Source organism: Streptomyces zhihengii, from assembly GCF_016919245.1.
In the GTDB taxonomy this organism is placed as follows: Bacteria; Actinomycetota; Actinomycetes; order Streptomycetales; family Streptomycetaceae; genus Streptomyces; species Streptomyces zhihengii.
Genome location: NZ_JAFEJA010000002.1, coordinates 1,848,379 through 1,875,045, shown reverse-complemented (window position 1 = coordinate 1,875,045; position 26,667 = coordinate 1,848,379). Strand labels below are relative to the sequence as shown.

Below are 26,667 nucleotides of genomic sequence, written 5' to 3'. Positions count from 1 at the left end.
CATGGGCCGAGTGGAGGGCGGAAGTGACGTCCACGGCCTCCCAGATGGGCACCACCCCCACGGTGCCGGAAGCCGAGCCCGAGGTGGCAAGGGCATCGGTTTCAGTGACGCCCGAGGCGGGGCTCGGGAGGCTCGCAGGACCGGCATCGCCCATGGCCGGAGGAACATCTGCCAGCAGCCAGGCCCGCGTGGAGGGAGCGTTGCCGAGTGCCGCCGGAGCCTCATCTGCCCAGGCGGTTGCCCCGCTTCCGCTGTGCTCCTGGCCTTCTTCGGGCGACGCACCCCCGGTGCCCGGCTCCGGATCCAAGAGCCCGGACGTGAGGTGAACACCGTCCCACGTAGCGGGGAGGTGCAGAGGACGCGGCGGTTCATCCACGGACGTCCAGCCTGCCGTCTGCTCGGCGCCGTCGCTTGCTGTGGCAGCAGGGTCGGCCAGGCCGGAGGTCAGCCTGTGGCCGCCCCAGCCGGTAGCAGGCTCGCCCCATGCCGGGGGATCACCGTCAGTCTGCTCCCAGGGCCCGGCAGACTCACCGGGGTAGCCCTCCTCGCGGTCAGTGGTCACGTCGTCACCTCAATGGTCGCGGGCGGCGGCTGCTCACCGTCATCCCGAACTGGGCAGATAGCGCTCCGACGCTACGAAGCAGTGGCGATGGCCAGATGCGGATCCGTGCTGCCTCCCGCCGTGCGGGAGGCAGCGCCCGTTTTCCAGCCGCAGGGTCCCTCAGCGGGGACCGGCTTCAGGTCGTCGTCCTTCCCACGGTGGCGGTCTGCCGCAGGTACTCGCGTGCCGCTTCTCCTGCGTGACGGTCGGCGCGCACCGTGGGTGGCCCCGCCTGCCGAGCCTGAGCTCCGGCCCGCAGCTGCTTGAGGATGTCGAGCGACTGCAACGCGGCCTGGACGTGTGCTTCTCCGTAGCGCTGCACCCCTGCGGCCACATTGTCGCTGGACGTGTTGAGCAGCTCGTCCCGTGTGAACCGGGCCACGGGGGCGCTGGGGTCGAACCCGAAGGCCACGACCTGCCCATGTTCAGGGTCTGGCGCCACGGCCGTGTACAGACGAAGCGCGCCGCCCATGGTTCCGTGCAGGACGGGCTGCCCGTTCCGAGCGTCGGGGTTGTCCAGGAGCTGCAAGAAGTCCTCTCTCAGACGCTCTGGAGCCACCTGGCCAGGCCCGACCGGCATGGCGGCGCCGGGTCGGCGCGACAGGACGGCGCCCAAGACCTGGTCCCCCGTGGCGCCCTCAAGGTCGGCGCGTGTGAACTGCGCAGCGGCTCGCGGTGCCTGGGGGTCGAATCCGAACTGCAGCACGCGGCCGTTCGTGGGGCTGGTTTTGACGCCGACGTACAGCGGCATGCCGTCGATGGAGGTGAGTTCAGTCGGCGTCGAGGGCGCGTTCGCGTCGTCCAGCACGGCGATCAGGTCCAGCCTCAACGCCTCGCCGTGTTCCACGTCGGCCCGCTCATCCGGTGCCGTGTCGCGCACCGGCTCCGACGCCTCGGACACTTCGGAGGCCTCGGTCGGGCCCCGGTGAACGACGCTGGGCAGGGGCCGCGGAACGGGGGGCGCCGAGCTCGCGGGCTGCGGTGCGAGGGCGGCTCGAGCAGAGAGCCGGTAGACCGTCTCAGGCAGTTCGAACGCGGTGACCAGAACCCTTGTCGGCGCCGGGCTGACGCCCCCAACGGTCACCAGGGTGGCGTCGAGGAGGTAGACCCGTTCCCCTCCGCCGTGGGGGTGCTGGTGCGTCGCCCTTACCCGACCCCGGACACGCGTAGCTCCAGCGGACGGCTCCCCCACGGGCCCTGCGGGGGCCGCAGGGCTGAGGCCGTCGTCCACGTCGAACTCGATGACGTCGTCGTCACGGACCCAAGCCCGGTCCAGGCGCATGCCGATCGGCTGCTCCGCGGAGTCCCGAACAATCGCGCCCCCCGGGTGCTCGACGGGAAGGTTCCGCGGGACGTGCCAGGTGCCGTCCTCCAATGTGATCAATGCTGTGCCGTAGTCGGTCTGCGTCGCGGCAAGGATCTCTCGGGGCCCGTCGTTGGTGGAGAGCCAGGCCCAGTCCCCCGCCTTCAGCTGGTCAGCCCACTGGTGGTCGCTGTCGGGCTCGGGCGCGCGGTCGGTCCGGGCCTCGAACAGCTGCCACATGGCGTCGCTGGGAGACCCGGGACGTCCGTGTTCGCGGTCGAGCAATGCCCGCTCACGCAGCAACTGGTGTCCCATATGGACGATGCCTGCACTGGTCAGCTGCTGGGCGAGAGCGGGGTCGCTCCAGTCGACCGGTGCGCCAGTGCTGTCGGTGAGACCGCTGACCCGCTCGGCGAAGACGTGGGCCTGCTCCAGCGTCGGCAGGGATTGAAGAGGCTGCGGTGTGAGGGCCAAGCCGTCGCGCACGCGGCGGGTCAGATAAAGGTCGGGCAGTACGCCGGTGAAGCTGAGTCCACTGCCGGCCGGGATCACCTCGAAGGTCTCGCCGCTGCGGCGGATCGCGAACTGCCCGTCAGCGGTGAGCTCGACCAGTTCCCGGTCCTTGGCCAACCTGCGCAGCTCGCTGCGACGCGCCCCGGCGATACCCTTGAGGGTCGCCGGCCCCACGAAGTGGGAACGTACCTGGCCCACGCTGCTGAAGCGCTGCCCGGCGCTGCGGCGCCTGCCCTCATCGGCAAGGTCCCGTGGTGCGGCAACCAGGACGTGGCTGGTGGAGCGGACGTTGTCCAGGTGTTCGCCGGTGTCGGCATCCAGCACTTTCAACCATCCGATGCTGGCGCCCTTCTCGTCGTCGGACTCCTCGACGCGTACGCGCACCGCGGTCTTAAGGGGCAGCCGGTTGGCGCGGGGCCCCGCGCCCTGGTGGGGGTTGTTGACCTCTCCCTTCCACCAGAAGGATCCGTCAGGTCCGGAAACCTCGGCAATCTTCTTGACGATCGTGCGGAAGAAGGCGTCGTCCGCCGGCATGGCCGCGTCCCGCTCGGCGGGGCTGGGCGCGGTCTCGGCGGGTGCGGGAAGGCTGAGGGCTTCCACTTGCTGCCCTGTCCGCTTCTCGTAGGCCTGTGCGTACCGTCCGTCGGTCTCGTCGAGGCCGCGTTGAACGAGTGCGTGGAGTATGGCGCTGACCAGGTCGTTGCCATGCCAGTCGCGGAACTGCAGGGCGCGCGAGACAGTCGGCGGTTGGTCCCAGAGGAAAGGGCGGCCCTGCTCGTCGCGGATGCTCTCCAGGGCGGCCGCGATCTCGTTCGCGCGTTCGCGGCTGTGGATCCTGCTGCCCCAGGGCCCACCGACCCCGGTGAGGCGATCGGGCGCTCTTACCTCATAGTGCTCCGCACCGATCGTGAGGATGGCGAGCCGGCCCCCGGCGCTGAGATGCGTTCCTGCGTGCTCCGTGCCGTGCTTGTGGCAGAACTCCGTCTGCTTGCGCTGGCCGAGTTGGTCGGCAGCCTTCGGGTCGAGGCGCACGCTGCGCAGGTGGGCTTTCAACAGCATGTTGGGGCTTGCGTCCGATCCGTCCTCGGCTGTAACGAGGAAACGCGGTGCTGGTACCGCCGGAGCCTTCTTGGGCTTCCGCGCTTGCCGAGCCGGAGTCTGGTCAGGGATCTGGGCCTGCGCGGCAAGGTGGCGTGCAAGGGCAACGGCTGCGCCTTGTGGGCTGTCGTGGAGGGTGCCGTCGGCGGTGCGGGCTCCGGCGGGGAGGAAGCGGTATCCGTCGGCGTCGAGGGTCACCGTGCCCAGCGGCGTGCCGTCGCGCGAGACGTCGTGTGTGCCGGTCAGGTCGACCGGTTCCAGGGTGAGGTCGGCGAGTTCGTCACTGAAGGCGTCCCAGTCGCCGGCCTTGGCGGCGTCCGCTTCCTTGTCGCGTCGCTGCGCGAGTTCGGCCCGGATCTCGTCGCGCTGCTGGACAGCGCGGACGCTCAGCCTGGTGTTTCTGCCGGCGGTGTGTGCGTCGAGCCACGCGTTGAGGGCGTTGGCCCGTTCCTCCAGCTCTTCGACCAGCATGCTCTGCACCGGCCGGGAGATGAGCGGCGGCCGCGACACCGGCTGCGCGGGCGTGCTCGGTGCCGCACTCTGCACGACCGCGTTCTGGGCTTCTGCGCCCGGCTGCTTCGGCTGGTCCAGCAGCGTGGCCAGTCGAGTGCCGTCGCGCCAGGCCAGAACGTCTTCAAGGCCGTGGAAGCGGCCACGGCTGTCGCGGACATTGTGCTGGTTGCTTACGGCGACCTGGTCCCATTCCCCGGTGCGTAGCAGAATTTCGACGCGGCGGTCTGACTGGGGCTGGAGGTCGATGGGGGCCCACCGGGTGGAGCGCTGGGCGTAGGGGAGCTTGCGGAGCCGGGCCAGTAGCTCAGCCGGCACGTCGAGTGCTTGGGCTGTCTGCTCCGCCGCCGGCGCGGGAGTGGCGGTCGCGCTGCTTGCTGGGGCCGCAGAGACGTCGCGGGCCGCTGTCGCGCGGCGCAGGCGCGTGTCGGCGGCGTCCTGGCCCTCGACTGTGCCGCCTTCGACAGGCGTCTCGAGGCGCCCGTTGAAGGTGGCCGGCTCACCCAGGGTTCCGGAGACGTACACGCTCTGGCCGGCCTCCACGAGGTCGGCTCCGGCGGGGTTCCACAGCGTGACGATCCGCTGGGTGCCGTCGCGCAGCTCGACCTTGACCCACTGGCTGTGGTCGTGGACCACCTTGGCGGTGACCTGGCCGAGAGTGGCAGGGAGAACCTCTCCGCGGCGACGATCCCCGGCTGCGGCCGGGCGCTGGTCGGGGGCGTCGACCCGTAGTTCCGGCGCCAGGGCCAGGGCATCGCGCATGTTCTCGGCGTCGGCCCTGACATCGTAGGCGCACTCCAGTGCCTGGCCGTCCTTGTGGACCCACACCACTTCCCGGGTGGCAGCGTCAAGGACGGCCCACCGGCGGCCGCCGACCTCAGGCCGGGCTTCGACCTTGAACACCGGGGCAGCCGGCGCCGACACGGTTGCGGACTCACCTCCGGGCTGCTCCGCCGCTGGGGAGCTCGCCGGAGCCTGGGCCTCGTGAGGGGCGCCGCTGTTCTGGGGCGGGCCGGACGTCGCCGGTGCGGCGAAGAACGGCGTTCCCGTGCGCATGCTGGTCACGTGCGTGCCCGTGTCCGCGTCCTTCACGTCGACAACGCCACGCTGCCCGATCTCGATGCGGACGAGGATCGGCTTCTTGAGTGCCTTCTCGCGGCCGGCTCCCCGCCCTCCCCACCACAGCGTGCCGTCCGCGGTGGCCAGTTTCTGGGCTTCCACGGCCTTGAGGACCTGGAAGGCGCCCGGGGCCGGAGGAGCACCGGTCGGGGCGCCAGCGTCGCTGGCCGGAGCGGGCGTGGCGACAAGAGTTGGGGCAGCAGGAGCCTGTGTCGTCGCTGGCTGCGGTGCCACTCCCGTGCGGGCGGCGTAGACCTCGTCAGCCAGCGCACGCAGTTCTTCGACGTAGGCAAGCGAGCCCAGGTCCAGCTCTCTCATGCCGCGAGTGGCGGTGACGTAGGCCAGACGCAGTTCCTCGTCCGAGGGCAGGACGGTGGGCTGTCCGGGCTCAAGACTGGCCTTGGGGCCGCGGAAGTCGGTGCCGACCTGGACGAGCCCCCACTCCAGACCCTTGGACTTGTGGGCGGTGGCCACGATGAGATCGGCGTCGGTCGCGTCCTCGGTGAGCTGGCCGACCATCTCGATCAGTGTGTCGGCGCCGTGCTCGTCGACCAGCCGAACGAAGACCTCAAGCTGCTTGGCGCTGTCGTGCTTGTCGACGTACTGCCGCACCTGCTTCCACGAGCGGAAGGGAACGAGTTCGGGGTGCTTGCGGGTGCGGCCCTTCTCCTGGAGCTCCTTGGCGCCTTCTGCCATCCGCTTCAGTTCGTCGCCGCCGCCGACCATGTGAACCGTGCGGCCCTCTTCCAGCGCGGCCAGCACGGCGGAGACCACGCCGGCGTTGCTGCGTCCCAGTACCGCCTCGGGGGTTGCTATCGGACCGATGGCCGTACTGGTGCCGTCGTTGCCCTCCATGAGATACGGGGCGCGGAGCAGCTTGAGGAAGATGTTAGCGATGTCAGCGACTTCCGGGCCGAACCGCCAGGACTTGTTGAGGGGCAGTTCGATGTCGGCGGGCCAGTCTTCGAGTGCGTTCTCGGCGCCGCGGAAGGCGTAGATCGACTGGTTGGGGTCGCCGACGATGACGACCTGGGCGGGCGGCCCCGATGTGGGGCGCATGTTGTCCAGGACGACCTTGCGCAGGACGGGGTTGATGTCCTGGGCCTCGTCGAAGATGACCGTGTCGGCGTGGATCCTTGGGCGGGACAGAGCCCAGATTTTCAGGTAGTCGTCGTGGTGGAAATGCAGAGCCCGGGACGCAGGGTTGATCTTGTCCTGCCAGGCGTCCCGTGCGTGTTCGAGGACCGCGCGCCGCAGTGCCTGTGGCCGGGCTGCCTGGTCCACCAGGGGGTGCTCGGGGTCAGGGACGTGGATCAGGTCGATGGCTGCGGAGTCGCTGTTGCGGAAATTCCCGATCGTTTCCTTGATCAGGACGACGATGTCCTCCGCCGTCAGGTCCTCGCCCCGGTCCGCCGCTGGGACGGGCTGCACGCCGAGGATGTCGGCCCACTCGGCATTCGCGTTGGTGCCGGTTCCCCCGTCCTGCTGGCCTTCGGTGACTTTGTCGGCCAGGTCGGTGACCATCAGGTCGCGGGCGGCCAGAGAGTGTGCCGTGGAGACGCTGACGTGTCGAAGCCCGGCGAACTTCAGCCTTGCGTCTGCCGCGTTGGCGGAGTTGAAAGCGAGGTAGGTGATGCGCCGGTTCGGCATTCGTCGGGCCAGGGCGACCATGGTGCTGGTCTTCCCGGTACCGGCGAGAGCTTGCACGGCGACGTTGAGGCCGTCCTGTGCCGCGTCGATGATGGCCCGCTGCTGTTCGGTCAGCGGGAAGTTCTCGCGGTCGCGTGCCTTCTGCTCGTACTCGGCCCGCAGCTCAGGGGTGAGTGCCTGGCCGATGCGGTTGCGGATCTGCCGCCACTGCTCGTCCAGCGTTGCGATGAAGGCGTTGGCCTGCTTCTCGAGGTTGGAAGCGAAGACCGCTGCCTTGGGGTGGGGGCGGCGCCAGTCGTCCTTGTTGGAATCCCAGCGCCCGTCGCTCGTCGCCGGCACGAAGCTGAAGTGCTTGGACTTCAGCCATTCGCGCAGTGTGGCGTCCTCCTCGCCCGGTCCCACCCCGGTGACGAGAACGTGTGTCCGCTCGCGAGAGACCGTCAACCGTGTCGAGGGGCGAGGGTTGGACGCCTCCCACCGTCCCTGGGCCTCGGTGTCGGCGACGGGCACGCCGAGGGGCGATGCCGGTACGGCTGGGGTAGCAGCTGCGGGCGCCGCCGAAGCCTCGCCGGTCGGGGCCGGGCCGGCAGTGTCGGCTTCGGGCGATGCGGTCGGGACGGCGGCTGTGCGCCGGTTCTCGTGCGCATCGCGTGCGGCATGGGCATAGGCCGAGACGGCTTCCTTCCAGGTGGCTCCTCTTCCTTCGACGTCTCCGTTGTGAGCGCGGAACCCGTCGCCCGCTCGCGTCAGCGTGCACAGGGTGGATCTGCCGGAGGTCTGGTGCTGGAAGACTGCCCAGCCACCGCTGGCCAGGGGCTCGCGCTCGTAGGTGCGCGGTCGGCCCTGTGCGTCGGGCCCGGCATGATGAACGTCGTGATCCAGCGATCGGCGAACCGTGCCAGCCTCAAGTTGTGAGGGGAGCTCGTGCTCCTCCAGCTCGGCGACTTCCGGCGTAGGCACCTCACGTATTTCCCGACTGAGGTAGTCCTCGCCGGGGGACGGAGCGGGCCGAATCTCCTGCTGGATAAACGTGGGCCGGGGCGCGTCTTCGAATAGGGCCTCCCATGAGGGGGATGTGACGGTGGCCCGCCACCGGCCCCGCAGCTCCTCCCCCGCGCTTGTGGCCGCGGTCAGGGCCCGGGTCGCGTCCTGCGGAAGATCCCTTCGCGGCCACGCCCCGCTCACCGCCGCCACGGCGGCCGTGAGCCGCTCGATGGCATGGTGAAAGCCATTGGGCTCGTCCATCGACGCGGCGGTATACGCGGCGAAGGCATCACGCAGCTCGGCCTCCACGCCCCCGTCGTCGCTGCGCTGCCGGAAAAAGGCGGTCCTGGTCAGCTCTCGGACCGCGTTGCCGAGGGCGCGCCGAGGCGCGCTGATCTGCCGCCGCCTCGTGAACGCCGGCCAGACAGCATCCTCGTCGGCATCCGAACCAGGTACGGCAGCCGGCTCCGGCCGAGGCTGCTCCGGTTCGTCGTTGCCGCCCGGCGCGGGAGGCCGGGTCTGGTCGTTCCCGCCGCTTCCGCCGGCATCTGGAGCGCCGGCGGCGGCATCCTGCGCAGCTCCCTTGCCCGCCGGGCCCGCGTTCTGCCCGGTACCGGGCGTGGGGGCTGTCGTACGGACGACGGTGGGCACGGCGGCCCGGGCGGTCGCCAAGTCGGTGCCTTCCGGGGCGGCACCGTCGGGAGTTTGGATGAGTGCGGCGTAGCGGTCCCAGACACTGCGACCGTCCGGGTCCGACCCGGTGCGAGCAAGTTCGAGGCGCGCGGACTCGGTCTGGCCGCTGCCGTAGTCGTGGAGCAATTCGCGCAAGGTGGCCGCGCGGGCCCGGATGAGCCGATCCGCGCCCGGCCCGTACAAGGCGGCAACCTGTTGGTTGGCGTCGCTGGACTGGCCGACGTAGCCGTTCTGCAGCCAGGTCAGGATGTGGTGGATCCGGGTGGCGTTGACAGCCTCGCGACGTGCGGAGAATCCGAGGGCCCCGGGCGGGTTGGTGTCCAGAGGATGCGTCGCGTCCACGGCAGCCAGCTCGTCCCATATTCCCTGGAGCTCAGTGATGTCGAAGCGGGCGGGGTGACGGTCGTGGACAAGCGTCAGCAGGTCGGTGAGCTGCGCGTGCAGTGGGCGCATCGCCGCGGCCACGGTGTGCAGCCGGACGGATGCCGGGCGGGCGGCCGCGGCAGGCGTGAACGTGCCGATGGGGACGGCCCCCTCCGGGCGGGTCACAACGAAACGGGCGCCCTCCAGGCGCTCGGTGGTGTAGCCCGCCTGCTGCAGGTGGTCCTCCTTACCGCGAACGATCACCGCGGTGGTGGTGTTGCCACCGGCAAAGTGCCGCTCGGTGGCTGGCCTCACGTCGAAGGTCTGGGTGGGGTCCAAGCGGCGGCGGTGGGCTTCCAGAATGCTGCGTACTTCCGAGGCGAGCTGCCACTGCTCTGCCTGCCGGCCGCGGGGAAGGTCCACGACTAGGTGAAGGGACTCCCCGCGGCTCGAACCCGGGTAGCCGCCCTGCGTCGACTGGACCGACCAGCCGAGGGATTCCAGCTGCCCGGTGCGCCGGGCGCGCCAGCCGTCGGCATCCATGGGCGTGCGGGTGAGGAGGATCGCCGTGGTGCCGTCAACGCGGCTTTCAAGCTGGTAACCGCCGCCTCCCCATGCGGCGGGCTCCATCACCCGGTCCAAGGCCCGGGAGATCACCCGCTCGGCGTCGGTGACGGAGCCACCTGGTGCTGTCGACGGGGAAGGCGGGCACAGCGGCACGTCTTCCCCTCGGAGGAACAGGCGGGCCCGGGCATCGGAGTCGGCGCCGGAGGCCACCCAGTCGGCCGCCATGCTCTGCGCGGAGGCGTGCAGGTCGGCGATGGCCTCTTGATCAGTTGCGGGCAGGTCCGCCCGGTAGGCCTGCTCGGCCAGGTGACGGGTGGCGCGGGCCAGGGTCAGGGAGCCTCGGTACGCGCGGGAGCGCTGCTTGAGCGCGTCGTCGGCCAGGAAGTCCGCCGCCTGGCGCACCACGACTGCGCCGAGTTCGTCCAGGTGAGGGCTCGACAGGCGCTCCCGCACTGCGGGAAGGGCGAGCACGTGGGCCACCTGGGCCATGAGCGGGGTGCGGCGGTTCCGGAAGGCCGTGATCGACTTGCGGACCGCGCCCTGGGGGAACTCGGCGGCCAGGGCTGCCGTGATGGCACTGGGCCGTGCCGCGCGGATCTTGTCCCACGTGGCCGCGAGGATGCCGTCGCCCAGCCCCGGGCCGGTGCGAGCGATCACGGCCTGCAGCAGTGCGAGTTGATCGTCGCCCATGCCGTCCTGCCAGACGGAGCCAGCGAGCCAGGCTCGGAAAGCGCGCTGGGACTCTGCGGGTTCGGCACCGGACTCGGCATGCGCCATCAGCTGCGGATCCGCCTCGGCGCGCCGCTGGAGTTTCAGCACGGCCAGGCGCAGAGCCGGTTCGGAGTCGCGGGCCGCCTCAGCCAGGATTGCCGCGTGACTGCGGGCGGCGTGAGCTGCCGCCGCGAAACTCTCACTGCGGCCGCCGCGGTGACGGCGGGCTTCCACAGCTTCGCGGAGCTCTTCGGCGAAGGCGTGCAGGGCGATGTGGTCGCTGTAGACGATGCCGCGGTCCTGGGCGTCGAGCAGGGCGGCCAGAACCACCGGGGCCAGGCCGATGCGGTGGGGCCCGTCGTCCCCAGCGACTGCCTGGCGGACGACTTGAAGGAGTTCGCTCTGCGCCCTCTCAGCCTGCGGGTAAGCAGCGGCCGTGGGGGCTTGCGCAATGGTCGCCGTCCCCTGTGGAACGCGTGAGGGGGCTTGCTGCCCTTCGTCGATGGACCATGCCAGGTGGCGGGCGATCCGGTCGGTGTGGTGGCGCGCGGCGTCGTGCAGATTCCGTGCCCAGTCAGCCCGGCTGCCGCTGCTGGCCTCGGCAAGGGCTTCGGCCGCGTCGGCGACAAGCCTGTGCCGGTGCAGCTCGCCGGCGAACTCACCGACTCCGTGGTGACCGTCGCGGAGGCGTAACGCATCCACCAGCCGGCGGGTCTGCTCAACCGGCGCGGTGTCAGGATGAGGAAGGTGCTGCAGCAGGTAGGCGAGGGCGGTGATCTGCTGCTGATCGCGCAGGAATGCGGTCTCGGAGTACTGCCTGCCGGATCGGGCGTGGGGAAGGTGCGGCAGGACTGTGCTGCTGAAACTGTCGGCGGAACTCGCCAGCAGGGTCAGCGCGTGGTGGGCCGGTACGGCAGCGTGCCGGGCGCTGGGCCGTCCGAGAGCGTCCTCCAACTCCTGCCGCACCCGGCGGGCGGCGTCGGCAAGACGCTCTGCGCTGACGGCCTGTTCCTGCCAGCCGTCGTAGCCGCCGCCGATGTCGGAGAGCCGCTCCTCGACCGTCTGGAACTGCTGCCGGTTCGGGAAGTGGCCCCGCAGATGCGACAGAGTGCCTGCCCGAAGCACCTCCAGCGCCGCTGCGGCAGCGCTGGTCTCCGCGTCAGTGGCGAGCGGTCCACTGAGGGCGCCGTCGACAGCCTTGGCGAGCTCTTGGAGCGTCGGCCCGAGGGGAATGGGGCGGGGCAGAGTCATTGACTCGCTCTCACCGACGGGCTCCAGAGCAAGCCTGTGATCGTCACCGAGGGCGAGGGTGAGGCCGCCCCGTTCCCATTCAGGCACCGCAGTGCCGGGCCGGCTGGCCAGAGCGTAGATCTCCGGCGAGGTGTAGGTGGCTGCCGCATCCCATGCGTCTGCGCCGGTGCGGCGCAGCAGCTGTGAGGCGGGCATCTGCAGGTCGATGGACAGGGCGAGCTCGCGGGCCTGCTGCTGCTCGCCGGTTTCGGTGCCTGGCGGCCAGGTTCGGTCTGCCAGGGCCACGGTCGTGGCGTGCATGCGGGCGGCGTGGTCGTATGCCGCGTCGGCCAACCGGAAAACGCTCGTGTGGTTGCGGGAGTCCTCTTCCAGGTCCAGAAGGAGCTCACTGGCGAGGTCGGCTACTTGCCGGGTCAGGTGCGCCGCTTCGGCGTGGATGCCGATCTGACCGGTGAGGGCGTCGGCCCACAGGGCGGCGGCAGCTCCGTCGGCGATCTCCTTGATCGTCCTCTCCACCTGGTACTGAGCACCGCTCCAGGTCCGGGTCCACTCCCCCAGCGCCGTGATGACTGCCAGGGCTCCTTCGCGGGCGGCTGCCTGGTCGGGATACGGGTCTTCGCTCTCGCCCATGCCCCGCGGATCGGACAGGCGCCAAGCGGTCAGTTCCGCGCCGGGAGTGGCGGCCGCGATCTGCAGCTCGGCTGCCGTCGGTTCCATGGGCTGGGCTGCGGCGAGACGAGCGGTGAGCTCGCTGCGCAGGTACGCGTGCAGCATGTCGCTGGGGGCGGAGTTCTCGTCGAAGTACTGCGCGAGCATGGTGGCGGGCCCGGTGTCCTGGGCGTCGTGCTCGGTCCAGGTGGCGATGAGATCGTTCGGGTTCTCACCGTGGCCGGCCCCGAGCCGCAGCCTCAGGTCGGTGTCGCGGTTGGCGGCATCGGCCAGCGCAGCCAACTCGTCCGGCCACGGGGCCCATGCGTCCGGCACCAGTGTTCCCGTTTCGGGCAGAGGGTCAGGGGCGCTGCCGGTGGTCGGTGGGGCGTCGAGCTGAGTGCTCTCCTCGGTGATCAGGGTGCGGAAGGCATCTTCGTCTCCCCGCCTGATGGCCTCGATGATCGGCTGGTTGTTGGCCGCCCACTCCCGGATGAACATCTCCATCTCGGCCCGAGACCAGGCTTCGACCCGGTGGGCGATGTCGTTCTCGGCGTCCCTCAGGGACAGGGTGGCGCGGGTTCGGCCGAGGAACTCCCGGGTCAGTTCAGCGAAGGCGTGCAGCGGCTCCTGCAGGGGCGTGCGGTCACGGCCCTTGAGAGTGCGCAGCAGTAGCTCCGCTTCCTCCAGCGATCCGGTCAGGGCTGCTTCAGCGTCGGGGAAGTCGTGGTCCTTGTGTGCGGCAATCGCGGCATACAGCATGTGACGCAGGCCCTCGAGAGCTGCAGGGACGCTGAAGGGGGCCCAGATGTGGTGGGACGCCGCAGTCAGGGTGATCTCCGCGGCTTCGACCACGTGAAGCGCACGAGTCCATTCCCGCTGGCTGAGGAACGGGGCCGGCGGGTGGAGGGCGGGCATCGGGTCGGGTGTGGTGGTTGTCCGGGCGGCGATGAGCTCCGGCCCACTCTGAGGCCGGTGCTCCCGCCAGTACTGCTCCGCGATCCGCCGGTACTGATTCACTCCACCACTCCCCACGTCCCATGGGCAGCGCAGCGCGATCAGACGTCGTACGGAATCCTTCCTGCGCTACCAGAGCCGATGGTTGAAGGTGAAGACAGCCCAGAACGCGCCGGAGCAGCCACGTGCCGCTGCACGGGAGGAACTAGCCGATGAGCTTCGTCGCCTTCCCTCACGGCGACTCCTCCGCCTCGTAGCCGGGGGCGTTCGCTCTGCCGGCTTGGCGCAGCGACGGACCAGCCCGGCCCGTAGAACATTTCTTGCTCCGACCTCGTCGGAGCAGCCGTGCCGTCTCAGCAATCGCCACACCGTCGCCACCGAAAGGCTTCTCCAGACGACGGCCGATTAGCGGCTGGACTCGGACCAGCGTCCAGCGTTCGTCCTCGTTAGCGTGCCGAGGGGCCTTTGCGGGGTTCCTCCTCGAGGGCGGCGAACTGGGCGTCGGTGACGGGCGGGGCGTTCGCTGGGGCGCCCAGAGCAAGCCATGCAATCCGCCCTCGCGTCAGGCACGGCGCCAGCGTTCCACCGACCGCACACGCATGCGCTGTTCCTTCGCGATGCCTGCGGTTTTCTCACCCGATGTGGACGGCATCTCGGCCTGAAGCCGGGTTCCGTCACGAACGCCCGACGGTCAGCTGTCAGACCCGCGCCCTCCGGATACGGCACCCCACCGGCGCACCGCAGGGATCGTGATCCGTTACCACCCGACGACAGAGCGAAATGTTCAGTAGCTGACGAAGGCTTCGATGTCGTGCCAGACCCAGCGACTGTCACGGGCCACGTACAGGTCCTCATGCGCCTCGCCGGTCGAGGGGTTGAGGGGGACCCCGTCGGCGTTGAGGTACTCCGGCCGCGCCTCAGCAGGATGAAGGTGTCCGACGCTCGCCGTGGCACGCCGCTCGGCGAGGCGCTGCCGCTCGCGAACCCAGCTCGCCCTGTGCGCATCGTGCATGCGGCGACGGCGCTCGGCTGTGCCGGCCGTGCCCAGTCTGTCCGCGGCCGCTGCCCATCTGCTCACGTGCTCCGGGCAAACGGGCGTGGGGGTACCGATGCCTCCGACCGCGTCCGGGGAGAGTCCGTAGATCTCACCTTCTCTCAGGACGAGTCCCAGTTCCGTAAGCCTCCGCAGCTGCCGATACGCCGTCGGTCGTGAAATGGACGCTGTCCCTTGGAGCTCCTGAACGGTCTGCCCTCCCCTTTCCGCCAATGCGGCGATGATGGCTAAGCCGCTTCCTCCCAGCCCGAAGTGGGCGAAGGCATCGAGGTGCATGAGCTGCGCTGCGGCCAGTGAGCTGATATCTGCTTCAGACATAGCGCGTATCAACGTTGAACCACTCATGGCCCCCCCAGCCTTCGGCCCTTGGGGGGTGGTCCGGGGATGAGACGAGTTGTGCAAGGGAGATATCAACATCCAGCGTGCTCCCTCGGTCGCGGAGCCGCGATCGATCCGGCGCAGCAGCCGCGCGGTGAGAAGCCGCTGATTGCTGCTTCGTGCGGTTGTCCGGCTGCATCCCATCCGCTCTGCAAGCTCGCGTTCAGAGACGGTATGGTCCCAGCCACCGGAGCGGGTGCAGATATCCATTCGGGCGATCAGGTTGCGAAGGTCTGTCTTGCCGGCGAGGCCCCTCCAAGGAGTGCGCTCAACTCGGCTGCGAAAGCTGGCGAGAGCGGCATGGAAGCTCTGGCGCGAGGAAATGCGATCGGTGCCCCGAACGTACTCACGGGCGCCGTCCCAGGCCCTTCGGACCCACTCAGCGGCCCTGTCGTAGCCACGGCGGTGCTGGATAGTCCGTGCGTGGTGTCCGGCCTTGTACGGGCCATCGACGAGGACCTGGACGAAGGAGGCGCGGTCCCAACCGACTCGGACAGCGTCGGCTGCCAGTGCCCGAGTCATGGCCCAAGCGTGGTCGGAGGCCGCAGTGTTCTTGCCGCCGCGCTGGTTGGTGCTTGAGGAGTAGACCGAGTCCTGGTCGCCATGGACCAGGAGCTTGTGCATGCGTAGAGAGAGGGGCGGGAGCGCAGCAAGCATCCCGGTGCGTTCCTGGGTAGAGGCCAGGGCATGGCCGGGGCGGCACCCTGATTCTGTGGCCGCCCCGTCGCTGCGGGCATCCGTACGCTTCCTCACGTGTACCGGCGGTTGTGACCCGAACTCAGTCACGGGGCTCTGCGGCATCGTGCTGGTAGTTGAGCTCATGCCGACCTCCTCACGACTCCTGCGGCCGCGCGGACCACCCTGTACGGCCAGTGGTGACCTGCTCGGTTGAGAGCGCTCGGGCCGGGTCCCACGCGTGGGCAATTAGGCAGGGGTAAGTGACAAGCGGCAGCGCGCTGCTGCATCATGAACGTGATCCGTTCCCCGTGTTGATTGAACGACGAAGCCCCTTGGCAAGGGCTCGTGCTCCGAGGTTGGAGTGATGTCGCCCGACCTGTTGTGCTGAGGGCCGGGGCTCGTTCGACTGGAAGATCGAGCGATGACGGGGCCTGCTGGTGCGGAGGTGGCACACCGCACCAGACCCATGGCCGTGGCGGGTGCGCCTGGGGCCGAGCAGGGGGTGGGTTACGTCATGGGCCCCCTGCTCCCGAGGAGAGCCTTGCCAAAGCTTCGGGACAGTTGACCCGTGGGGCGCATGGCTTCCGAGGCTCGACGGCTGCACGTGTGAGCACCAGCAGGCCGTCTGTTGCCTCCTGAGTCGAGGTGACCAAGCATCCTCATGCGACGCAAGCGGGTGCGGCGGCGTGCCGCGAGATGACGACTGATGATTCGGTGGCTACGCGGACGAGGTTGTGCATGAGCCGGCCGTAGGCCACGACGTGAGCACCGTGCGAAGGTTCCGGGGCCAGGACGCTGACCGAGGCGACAACGCCAGGCTCGGCGCCGGGAGTGGCAGGAGCGCCTGGCAGCCGCTTCAAGGGAACCGAAAGCAGGGACCAACCGGGGATCGACGAGGGCGAGTGTGCCAGCTGCATCGCCTTGATTCGACGCAGGTCCTCCCGCACGGGCGCCTCGCTGGCTACCAGGTTGGCCAGCATGACCAGCCCTGGGGCGTCCAGATCAAGAGGTGCCTGGCGTAGTGCGTCCACCGCGCCGGATGCCATCGCGAGCTCGCGGCGGAGGGGAAGGCTCGTCTCGCCAGCGGCTCCGATGCACAAGCGTTCGCCTGTGAGGGGTGAGTGCGTGTGGAGCAGCACCACCTGGTCCGTGCGGTGGTGCAGGGCGTCCAACAGACGCTGGGCGTCCAGCAAGGGCGTCGCGTTGCGGTGGAACAGCCCCGAAGTTCTGGAGATGGAGGTCGTCGCCTCGCAAAGCTCGTAGTAGCCCCGCGTCGTCCGAGTGGCAAGGCCGGCATGGACCAGCTGGTCGAGACGACGATGGACCGTCGCATCGCCCAGTCCGGCGCGGGCAGCGATGGTCCGGAACTTGTGGATGCCGGGACCCAGGTTCAGTAGCGCGTTGAGTACCGCGAATGTGCGGTCCCGGTTCGCGCGGGTGCCGGCCATGTCGATGCGAGTGTCCACTGGTCCTCTCAAGTGAAGCCAAATCGGCTGTGCTGCCGCGGCAGCTGATGCCGGCGACGTTTCGCATGATCTCTACCTGGCACATCAGGCGTTGGCCAGGAAGATTCCCTTCCTGTAAGAGGCTCCTCCTGTCACGGTTCGGAGGCGCGGGTGGGTGGCCTGAGCTTGAACGCGCAAAACTCCATCAAATGTCACTGCGTTCCGCAGCAGCATGGACGTCCTCTCGTCGCGCTTCTGGCGATTGTCGACAGATCGTCGTGAACGGCGGCGCCTGGACTCCCGCGCAGTGCAGCCACGGGACGGTGTAGAACAGATAGTCCCGGCAAACGGGTTGCTGACGGGAGCCGGCCGCAGCCAGCGGATTGCCACGCCCTGACCGGGCCGTCGCCCGAGGTCCTGCAGCCAACCAGGCGCCGACGGCCGCTAGTCGCTCCCGCACGCGCAGCTGCCGCCCTGGGGCGGTGCGGTCGGGAGCCGTCGGCAGAACCGGGAGCCACCCGCACCTACACGCCGTCAGGAACAAGATGACCAGGCCCCCAACCCTCTGACGATCAAGATCGTTGAGCACAAGCCCCACTCTCATCTCATCCTGAACGAGCGGACATAGTGAGGACCCGACAGGCGGTCAAGCACTCATCCGCATGGCGCCGCTGGCCAGTTCGCAGCGGGCGCTCAAACGCGCGGCGCAAGCCAAGGCCGCGGCGGCGTACTCACGCCGGTTTCGCTCCATCTGCGGGCGCAGGCCCATCACAACCAGGGAGCCGTAGACCGTTGACCCACGCCACAGCGGTACGCCGATCATCTTCCAGTCCGGCAGAGAGGACTGAGTCATGACGTAGCCCTCAGACCGGATCTCCCGCATCAGATGGCTCTGTGGAGCCCCGTCCAGGTGAGAGAGAATCGCAAGACCCGCCGCGTCAGCCGTGAGCGGGGCATGCCGCAGGGCTACCTTGGCATCGATATCGGCATGGTTGAAAGCGGCCTGAAAGTCGCTGCGGCGCCCGTAAGTGTGCTCGACCATGAGCCGCCCAGGAGTGTCGTCAATCATCACAGCGCTGAAGGCCATCGCCACCTGGGCCGTCTGGCGCTGCAATGCCGTGGTCTCGCGGTCCAGGGCGCTGTCGTGTGCAAGATTGAGGTGCACGCTAGCGTCGGGACGGTGGTGAGCGACGTCAGTCGCGACCCCGTACCGGCCGGGCGACCTGTAAATCAGGTGTTTCGCAGCGACGCCGGCGCGCAGGATGCGGTGCACGGTGCTCTTCGTAACGCCCGACTCGTCGATGATCCGCCGCAGCGGGTGCAGCCCGGGCCCCATGCTGTTCAGCGTCTGCAGGACGTGGAAAACTCTTCCGTGAGCCGTCATTCCTTCGTCCGCGCTATCCGCGACGTCGGCTGCGTCGTGAGAGCCGGAGTCGATCACTGACGTTCCTCCCCGTAGACGTGGCCGGGACTTTCCCGCCTCACGGGCCCCGACAGGCACATCTCTACCGGGGAAGCGCAAGATTGTGGAGGAACTCCCCATTCCTGGAAGCACCTCTTCCGCCCTCCACCGAGCACCTCGCTCATGGCCGGAGTCGGGGCCGCGTCAACTCAAAAGCGCAGGTCACGACGATCCGGAGCCCTAGACCGCTCCTCAGAAACCCCAGTCAACCAACAGCCGCAGCAGGAAGCGGCAACGAGCCCGTCCTAGATGCCGACAGTTCGAATGGTCGCTGACCTGCAAAAACGACAAGGCTCCTCATGACCTGGACCGCATCCGCCAGTGCCCACGACCAATGCAAGTTCCGTCCCGCTCCGTGGCACGGATCTGACGAAGGTCATCACATCCAGGGACCCGGAGGCCATACCGTTGACGCTCCAGACTCACACCGTGAAAGTGATCAGCAATGGTCTCACCGCCGACGGCCGCACTCTTGCCAAGCACGCTGACTGCTCAGTCCGCCTCGGGACCGGCCGAGTCCGGCCGCTTTCGCACCGCGCTCGGCGACGCCGACGGGCGGCCGTGTCGTCGATGGTGGGGCGCAGATTCCGCCCGGTGTCGCTGATGGCGCGCAGCCGGTTAGCGGCGGGGCTAAGGTCGACGCCGAAGTGGCGGCCAGCGAGAGCAATCGCGAGCTGGCAGACCTTGGCAGCCCGGGCGCAGCTGTCGAGGGTGCAGATGCCGCCTTCGTCGGCCCCTCGCCGTCAGCCGCAGCGGGCCGAGTCGGTCAGTGGTCGAAGAAGTCGCCCAGCGCGGCGCCGAGCGGGCCGGGGGCTTCCTCGGCCACGTGGTGGCCGGCGTCGATGCCGTGACCGTTGACGTCATCGGCCCAGTCGCGCCAAATGGCGCGCGGGTCGCCGTACAGGTCCTCCAGGTCGTCCCGAAGCGACCACAGCACTAGGACGGGGCAGGCGATCCGTGCGCCGCGACCCCGGTCCGCCTCCTCGTGGCGGCGGTCCACGGTGAGCCCGGCACGGTAGTCCTCCAGCATGGCGCGGACGACGTCCGGGTTCCTGGTGGCGGCCCGCCACTCGTCGTAGTTCTCCTGCCCCATGGTCTCGGGATCCCCGCGGTACCAGGCGTCGGGGTCGGCGTTGATGACGCGCTCGGGGATGTCGGGCTGGGCGAAGAAAAACCAGTGCCACCACGCGGTAGCGAACCGGGCGTCGGCGCGGGCCAGGTGCTCGCTCACGGGCAGGCCGTCCAGGAAAGCCACCCGGGTCACCGCCGAGGGATGGTCCAGCACCAGTCGGAGCGCCACGGCGGCCCCGCGATCGTGGCCGGCGAGCCCGAAGCGCTCGTGGCCGAGCGCACGCATGACCTCGACCATCTCCCCGGCCACGGCACGCTTGGAGTGCGGGACATGCTCGGGAGCCGGCGCCGGGCCCCGGGAGCGCCCGTAGCCGCGCAGGTCGGGACAGACGACGGTGAAACCCCGCCGCACCAGGAGGGGCGCGACCCGGTGCCAGGTCGCCGAGGTCCGAGGATGGCCGTGCAGCAACAGAACAGGCGGGCCCTCGCCCCCGTACCGGACGAAGACGGACGCCTCACCGGTACGCACCGTGCTGGTCGTGAATCCCTCGAACACGTCTTGCCCCTTCCCGCTCCGCGGCCCTTTTCCGCCGTGCTCCCCCGTGTGCCCGGCATCGACCCCGGCAGCGCGTGCGGTGAGGCTTCGGTTCAGCGGGTGTCCGGGCCGGCCTGCGCAGGAAGAGGTCGAGGACGACGCCGGCCAGGTGGCCGGCGGCGGCAGGGGCGTGTTCGTCCTTGCACGGGATGACCAAATTGGCGCGACCACCGCACCCGTGGCGGGTGAGTAGTCACGGCGGACGCCCCCTACCGGCGCTCGGTGAAGCCGGTTACGAACCTTTCGTCCCCGTGACTGGTGTGGACGAGCAGGTGCAGAAGATCGCTCAGCAGCGCGAGGAAGTGCCCTGCATGATCGGAGTCGGCTGGTCCTGGCGACGGAACAGTGAGCTGGGGTCGACGAAGATCAGCAGAAGGAGCGGGCATCCTCAGCCGGAAATGTGTTCCAGACAGACACGTGTCCCTCGGCACAGTTGTCGCCGCGACACGTACTGACTCACGAGCCCTGACCGCGGAGCACGATAGACACCTGAACGACCGGCAACCTCATACCGCAGAAGACACGTCCGTCAGCCGTCTTGAGCCGCTGAGGCAGGTGGTCCGATCAGGCCGACCGGTGTCATACGTGGGCAGGGGAATCAGGGTCGTCTGCGGCAGTCGGGAGCTCGTTGTGCCCTTCTGACCAGTGATTCACCCAACCACACAGAGAGCAGGCATATCGGCCGTTGACCCCGCGGATCGAGGTGCCGCAACGTCGGCACTCAGTCCGCGTGATCTCCGACGTGACGGGACCCGCTCCGCTCGGCGTCTCCATGTTTCTCACCCCATACTCCTTCAGGAGTGGCCGAAGACCACCCGCACAGCCGACTGCACACCCAGCGCCCATTCTGCTGCAAGGCACCTGCTCCGCACCGCTGACAGTTCACCTTCTTCTCCTCCCGGAGGCTGCAGCGGCACCTACCCACCGCCGGTCTGGTTCACCCGCCCGCGCGGCCCCGGTTCCAGCACTGGGCCGGAAGAGGGGCGCTGCGGGCTTGCAGTGCAGGCGTCCACCGCGAAACGACGGCGCCAGCATGACCGTGTCGAGGCGGTGGTGCTACACAGACCATCGCGGAGCAGCGGCTGAAGGGTACGGGGTGCTTGCAAGACGCCTCAGTGGCGGCGGGGCTTGAAGGTGCCGATGGAGGCGGTGCCTCGTTCTACTCCTGCATGGGCAGAGCATCGGCCTTGGGTCTCGCCGGAGCTGCGAGGATGGCCGGACGGGCTGGGCGCCATCGCTCACGGTGACCGTTCGGAGCGTCTCAGCACAGGAGCTCGTCCGCCGAGCGAATCGCCGCCCCCATGTTCCGCTCCATCATCCGCAGCGCCGCATCCGCCAGGTCCTCGTGGATGTGCGCCACCCCGTCGTGCGCAACCGTCACCCCCAGATGACGGATGTGGGCGTCCAGCGCCGAGTACAGCACGCACTGCTCGGTGACCTGGCCGCACAGGATCACCTGCTCGATGCCCAATGTGCTCAGCAGATAGGTGAGCGGCGTCTCGTAGAAGATCGAATGCCGAGCCTTGACCACGAACAGCGAATCGTCCGTCGGCCGCAGCGGCTCCACGAGATGCGCGTGGGGCCCGGAAAGCGCCGTGTCCACGATCTCTCCGTGATGCGAACGCCACTCCCCGAAGTTGTCATTGACGTAGATGACCGGGACACCGCGTTCCCGCGCCCGCGCCAGCAGCCGCACGATCGCAGGCACGACCTTCTCTGCTGACGAGAGCAGCAGGCCGGCGTCCGGATGGTCGTAGGTGTTGATCATGTCGATTACGATGACTGCGCATTTCACCACGGGTCCATGCTGTCACCGTGAGGGTGCTGCCACAGGCAGCCGCGCGCCGGGGGCGAAACGTAGCCGGGCGAGGATGCCGTCCGTCGGCAGCCAGGAGGCCAGTGCGTAGTTCCGCTCAGGCTCCCTGCCCGCCACGCGACATCGCCTGACGCGCGCCGCCGCTGGTATCGAGGAGGCCTGCCAGGCCTTTGCCACTCACTAGCGCCACCAAACCAAGCCCGACGCCCCGGTCCCCTTTCCGTTGCTCCTGGAGCAACGGAAAGCACAGCCCCAGTCGCTCAGTGCCTGCGGTGTCCGTCGGCGGCTCGTGACCAAGAGTGCATCGTGTCCCGTCGAAGGTGATGCCGACCGTCTCGCGCACCGGTCAGGTCCGGCACCCCCGGGGGATGGGGCGCCGGACCTCTAGAGTGCCGCCTTCCCTCTCGTGGTCGACCCATACCTCACTCACTGCAGGCTGGTGGGGCCTGGCGGCCGAACTGCTTTTAGGCTGGCTGCCGACCGCCTATCCCTCCGCCTGGACTCTGCGCGCGCTCAGGAGCAGGTGATGTCGGCCACGGCCCCCGGACGGGGGCGGATGCTCACGTACGACAAAGTGGCGGCGGTTTGCGTGGTCGGCGCCCACAAGGTCAGCGCCGACCCGTTCCAGGCCCTCGACGATCTAGGCTTCTCCCTCGCTCCGAACGCCGTCAGCCACTTGGGCCGCGAGGCGATGCACGAGACCGACTACCAGGACTACGCCGCCACCCCCGAGGCGAGCGCGGTCGCCACCGCGACACTGGCCACCAACACCGTCCACCTCGTCCGCCACCTCAAGACGAACTCCTACTCGGCTTCGTGAATACCGAGTGAGGACAGGCCGGCATGAGGCGGTGTTCGCTGCACAGTCTGTTGCGGATCTGCGGCGTCCGCGGAACGAATACTTCCTCGTCGCAGATGGGTCCGCAGGAGTGTCTCGCAGCCGCGGGGCAGGGTGACAGCACGACGCAATGCACGAGACGACGGTGTGAGGGAGTGGTGTCCGATGCTCATGGCGCATCCGGCAGTATTGGAGAATCTGGTCGAGCAGTACGACACACTGCGCATCCTGCACGCCGAGAACGGCGGCGAAGCGGTACAGCAGCGTATGCAGGATCTCGCCTACACCCTGTGCGTGTCCACGGGCACGCGCGATGTCGACTCAGCCCTCGTCGCGGCTCGCCACCAGTTGCCCGGAGCCCGTCCCATGGACGACTCCGTGCTCACCGTCTGACCCGCTCCTTGCCTACAGGCTGCCTTCGTCCGCGGGCCGGGACTGGGGGCGAAGGCAGTGGGTGGGCAGAGACCGTAAGTGCAAGCCCGAAGAACCAGTTCTGGCGGATGGACTGTCGGGTCGTCGCCAGCCGCGCCCGGGCAGGCTGGGTACCGCGGACACCGCAAAGGGAGATGCCGACGAGATGCGCAGTGTGGGTGTGGAAGAGGAACTGTTGCTCGTGGACACGCACAGCGGAGTACCCAGAGCAGTCTCCACGTCGATCTTGGCCGCCGCCGACCGTCGGGCGGGACGGGCGGACGGGACACCACCGGACCATCCGTTCGAGGCGGAGCTGCAGAGGGAGCAGCTGGAGTTCGCGACGGATCCGGCGACGGAGATGGGGCAGCTCCTGGAGGAGATCCGCCACTGCCGCGGCGAGGCGGCCCGGCACGCCGGTGAGGTGGATGCGGTGGTGGCCGCGCTGGCGACTTCCCCTCTGCCGGCGGAGCCCTCGCTCACCGCCGGCTCTCGCTATCGCTGGATGGGCGAGCAGTTCGGCATCACAGCTCAGGAGCAGCTCACCTGCGGCTGCCATGTCCATGTGTCGGTGGATTCGGACGAGGAGGGCGTCGCCGTCCTGGACCGGATGCGGCCCTGGCTGCCGGTGCTGACGGCGATAAGCGCCAACTCCCCCTTCTGGCAGGGGCAGGACACCGAGTACGCGAGTTATCGCAGCCGGGTGTGGAACCGGTGGCCGTCCGCTGGGCCGGTCGACGTCTTCGGCTCCGCCGACCGCTACCACGAGCAGGTGGACGCCATGGTGAAGACCGGCGTCCTGCGCGACGAGGGCATGATCTATTTCGACGCCCGGCTCTCCGCCACCTACCCCACCGTCGAGATCCGGGTCGCGGACGTGTGCCTGGACGCCACAACCCCGGTCCTGCTCGCCGCCCTCGCCCGCGCCCTCGTGGACACCTCCGCCCGGGCCTGGCAGGACGGGACGCCGCCGCCCAGGATCGGCACCGGGCTGCTGCGCCTCGCCTCCTGGCGGGCCGGCCGCTCGGGCCTCGACGGCCCCCTGCTCCACCCGGAGACTATGGGCGAGACCCCGGCCGAGGACGCAGTCCACGCCCTCTACCGGCACGTCCGCGAATCGCTGACCGACAACGGGGACGACGATCTGGTGCGCGAGGCCCTCCCCCGCCTGCTGCACGAGGGGAACGGCGCCCGCGTCCAGCGACGGCTGTATGACGAGACGAAGGACCTCGCGCAGGTCGTCAGGGGTTGCGCCCAACGCACCACCAGCAGCTGACGGGTCACCGGCCTGCCAGCAGAGCTTCCTTACCGAACGAGCTCGTCGGGGTCCGCTTCACCGTTAGAGATCGGTCCTATTCCCGTCACGGTGCGTGCGGGGCTGCAACGCCGCCTGCGAGCGCGTCCAAGGTGGGGCGGCGACGCCTGCGGTAGCCGAACTGCGGCACCCTCTGAGTGACCGGGAGGGACCGCGCGACATCGCGGGCTGCGTCCGTTGCACGGTGTGCGGCCGCCGGCCAGGAAACGTCATACGGTGCCCGCATGCTGACCCTCCGAACACGTAGGTTCAGTCTTCACGGTGCGCCTTGTGCGGGCGGGCTCGACGGGCTGCGTTCGACGAGAGACACGGTGGCAACCGTGGTCTTGAACAGCGGCTGCTTGGAGGCGGGGTCCCATCGTGTGGGTGTGGTCTCGTTGGCGGCTCGGCCGGGCCGGCCCGCCCGGGGCCCTGAGAGGCCGGGGGTGTCCCAGTAGCCGTAGTGGAAGGGCACGAAGAGCACACCTGGGCGCAGTGCAGTGATCCGCAGCCGCCCATGCAGCGCGCCGCGTGGTGTGCGGACTTCGACCAGGTCACCTTCTCCGAGTTCGAGGCGTGTGGCGTCCGTGTCTGCCATCTCGACCCACACGTCGGGGGCGGCGGAGTTGAGCTGCGGCGCCCGGCCGGTCTTGGTGCGGGTGTGGAAGTGGTAGATCGTGCGTCCGCTGGTGAGCTGGAAGGGGTACGCAGCGGTCGGGGTCTCATCCGGAGGGAGGTAGGGCGCGGGCCTGATGATCGCCCGGCCGTCGGTGGCGAGCGCGCGATAGGCGGCTTCGTCGTACGGCTCTCCGGTTGTCAGGTCTTTGCCGTAGGACTCGCACTGCCCCGGGGCCGACCAGGAGAAGCGGTCACCGTAGAGGCGCTCGGTGCCCTGGGGTGATTGTTCGTCGACCGGCCACTGGAGTCCGCTGCCTCCGCGCAGCGCGGTGTAGGTCAGGCCGGTGTAGTCGCAGGGCCTTCCTTTGCTGCATTTTTTCCATGCTTCGAACGCGCTCTCGGGGTCGCGCCACGTGATCAGTGGTTCGTCGTCCTTGTCGCGAAAGTTCATGCGCGCCGCGTAGTCGAGGAAGATGTCGAGGTCCGCTCGTGCTTGGCCGGGTGGTTCGACGGCCTTGTCGGACAGGTGCACTGTGCGGTCGGCGTTGGTGAAGGTGCCTGTCTTCTCTCCCCAGGTCGCCGCGGGCAGGACGAGGTCGGCCAGGTGGGCGGTCTCTGTGAGATAGAGGTCTTGGACCACGACGAAGAGGCGTTCCTGCGTGAGCAGGGAGCGGATGCGGGAGAGGTCGGGCAGGGAGACGGCGGGGTTGGTTCCGCTGATCCACAGCATGCGGATCGTTCCTTCTTCGGCCAGGCGGAACATTTTCATCGCGTGCGTGGGGGGCGCATCATGCGGAATGGCCGAGGGGGTGACATTCCAGACGGAGGCCAGATCGGCTACGTGGGCGGGGTTCTGCCAGTTCCGGAAGCCGGGCAGGTCTCCGTTAGCGCCGCATTCGCGGGTGTTCTGGGCGGTTGGCTGTCCATTCATCTGCAGGACACCGGCTCCCGGGCGCCCGATCATCCCTCGGATCAGGTGCAGGTTGTTCACCTGCACGGCGGCGGCGGTGGCCTGGTGCGACTGGTACACGCCTTGGAGCACGGTCGACATCAGCCGGTCCGTCGTGCCGATCAGTTCGGCTGCCTCCTCGATGCGCGCAGCGGGAACGTCACAGATGCCGGCGGCCCACCGCGGGGTGCAGGAACGGACCTGCGCGACAAGGTTCTCGAAGCCCACCGTGCGGGTGTCGATGAAGGGATGATCCACTCGGTCGGTGCGGATGATCTCGTGGAGCAGCGCGTTGAGCAGGGCCATGTTGGTGCCCAGGCGCGGGGCGAGGTGGACTCGGGCGCGCCGTGCGACGGGGGTGGGCCGGGGGTCGACGCAGATGAGTGAGGGTGGTTGGGCGCCGTCGAGCCGGTCGAGGATGCGCATCCACTGCACGGGCTGAGTTTCGGCGAGGTTGTGGCCGAAGAGTGCGATCACGTCCGCATGATCGAAGTCGGCGTAGGTTCCGGGTTGTCCGTCGCAGCCGAAGGACTCCTTGAGTGCCTCGGCGGCGGTGGCGGTGCACAGGCGGGTGTTGCCGTCCAGGTGATTGGTGCCCAGTCCGGCCCGTCCGATGACGGCGAGAGTGTAGTACTCCTCCAGGAACAGCTGGCCGCTGGTGTAGAGGCCGATCGCATCCGGTCCCCGGGTCTTCAGCAGGTCACGAGAGCGGGAGACCAGCGTGTCCATGGCGGTGTCCCAGTCGCAGGGGACGAGGTGTCCGTCGCGCCTGACGAGCGGACTGGTCAGGCGGTCGGGTGAGGCGTTGGCCTGCCAGCCATAGAGGTCCTTCGGGCCCAGGCGCCCCCTGTTTACCCGGTCGACGGCGCGACCGCGAACTCCTGCGATCTGGCCGTCGACGACGGCGATGTCCATGGCGTCGCCGTCGGAATGGAGGATGGAGGCGGCCTGCGACCACGTGTCCACTGTTTCGGGCCGCACGCCGTCCCGCAGGAAGGTGTCGATCCGTACCGGCCACTCACTGTCGCGTCCGTACGGCGTGCGGTCGCCCCACGGGTCGTCGATCCGGTCCACGCCTGTGCTCATATCG

Annotated in this window: 11 protein-coding genes; 3 read left to right on the top strand and 8 right to left on the bottom strand. The window is 69.0% G+C overall.

The features are described 5' to 3' along the window. Positions 1–737: 737 nt before the first annotated feature. The 7 genes from JE024_RS35725 to JE024_RS35695 all read right to left on the bottom strand — a co-directional run bounded on the left by JE024_RS35725 (position 738) and on the right by JE024_RS35695 (position 21,449). Positions 738–13,031, bottom strand: coding sequence for a UvrD-helicase domain-containing protein (locus JE024_RS35725; protein ID WP_205378000.1), 12,294 nt, complete (start codon positions 13,029–13,031; stop codon positions 738–740). Between the two features lie 721 nt (positions 13,032–13,752). Then, positions 13,753–15,024, bottom strand: coding sequence for a helix-turn-helix domain-containing protein (locus tag JE024_RS35720; protein ID WP_205377999.1), 1,272 nt, complete (start codon positions 15,022–15,024; stop codon positions 13,753–13,755). Positions 15,025–15,737: 713 nt separating this feature from the next. Then, positions 15,738–16,544 (bottom strand): helix-turn-helix domain-containing protein, encoded by an 807-nt coding sequence (locus tag JE024_RS35715; RefSeq protein ID WP_244883425.1) that lies wholly within the window; start codon positions 16,542–16,544, stop codon positions 15,738–15,740. 625 nt (positions 16,545–17,169) lie between these two features. Continuing rightward, complete coding sequence (locus tag JE024_RS35710; protein WP_205377998.1) at positions 17,170–17,964, bottom strand: helix-turn-helix domain-containing protein; 795 nt, start codon at positions 17,962–17,964, stop codon at positions 17,170–17,172. A 443-nt stretch (positions 17,965–18,407) separates the two neighbouring features. Beyond that, complete coding sequence (locus tag JE024_RS42420) at positions 18,408–18,704, bottom strand: DUF4394 domain-containing protein (RefSeq protein ID WP_205378544.1); 297 nt, start codon at positions 18,702–18,704, stop codon at positions 18,408–18,410. 47 nt (positions 18,705–18,751) lie between these two features. Further along, on the bottom strand, positions 18,752–19,612 hold the full coding sequence (locus tag JE024_RS35700) for an alpha/beta fold hydrolase (RefSeq protein WP_205377997.1): 861 nt from the start codon (positions 19,610–19,612) through the stop codon (positions 18,752–18,754). 1,300 nt (positions 19,613–20,912) lie between these two features. Further along, complete coding sequence (locus JE024_RS35695; protein ID WP_205377996.1) at positions 20,913–21,449, bottom strand: cysteine hydrolase family protein; 537 nt, start codon at positions 21,447–21,449, stop codon at positions 20,913–20,915. A gap of 544 nt (positions 21,450–21,993) precedes the next feature. On the opposite strand from JE024_RS35695, the gene JE024_RS35690 reads away from it, so the two are divergent. The 3 genes from JE024_RS35690 (at position 21,994) to JE024_RS35680 (ending at position 23,992) form a co-directional block, all read left to right on the top strand. Continuing rightward, positions 21,994–22,287, top strand: a complete 294-nt coding sequence (locus tag JE024_RS35690) for a hypothetical protein (protein ID WP_205377995.1) — start codon at positions 21,994–21,996, stop codon at positions 22,285–22,287. Positions 22,288–22,470: 183 nt separating this feature from the next. Continuing rightward, positions 22,471–22,698, top strand: a complete 228-nt coding sequence (locus tag JE024_RS35685) for a DUF5133 domain-containing protein (RefSeq protein WP_205377994.1) — start codon at positions 22,471–22,473, stop codon at positions 22,696–22,698. Between the two features lie 184 nt (positions 22,699–22,882). Beyond that, positions 22,883–23,992, top strand: coding sequence for a glutamate--cysteine ligase (locus tag JE024_RS35680; protein WP_205377993.1), 1,110 nt, complete (start codon positions 22,883–22,885; stop codon positions 23,990–23,992). Between the two features lie 295 nt (positions 23,993–24,287). Here the strand turns inward: JE024_RS35680 and JE024_RS35675 are convergent, their stop codons facing one another. After that, positions 24,288–26,663, bottom strand: a complete 2,376-nt coding sequence (locus JE024_RS35675) for a molybdopterin oxidoreductase family protein (protein ID WP_205377992.1) — start codon at positions 26,661–26,663, stop codon at positions 24,288–24,290. Positions 26,664–26,667: the final 4 nt, after the last annotated feature.

Excerpts from the sequence above, each read along its gene's own strand:
- JE024_RS35690 (WP_205377995.1), top strand. The coding sequence starts at position 21,994 with ATGTCGGCCACGGCCCCCGGACGGGGGCGGATGCTCACGTACGACAAA.
- JE024_RS35680 (WP_205377993.1), top strand. The coding sequence starts at position 22,883 with ATGCGCAGTGTGGGTGTGGAAGAGGAACTGTTGCTCGTGGACACGCAC.
- JE024_RS35720 (WP_205377999.1), bottom strand. The coding sequence starts at position 15,024 with ATGCACAAGCTCCTGGTCCATGGCGACCAGGACTCGGTCTACTCCTCA.
- JE024_RS35675 (WP_205377992.1), bottom strand. The coding sequence starts at position 26,663 with ATGAGCACAGGCGTGGACCGGATCGACGACCCGTGGGGCGACCGCACG.
- JE024_RS35685 (WP_205377994.1), top strand. The coding sequence starts at position 22,471 with ATGCTCATGGCGCATCCGGCAGTATTGGAGAATCTGGTCGAGCAGTAC.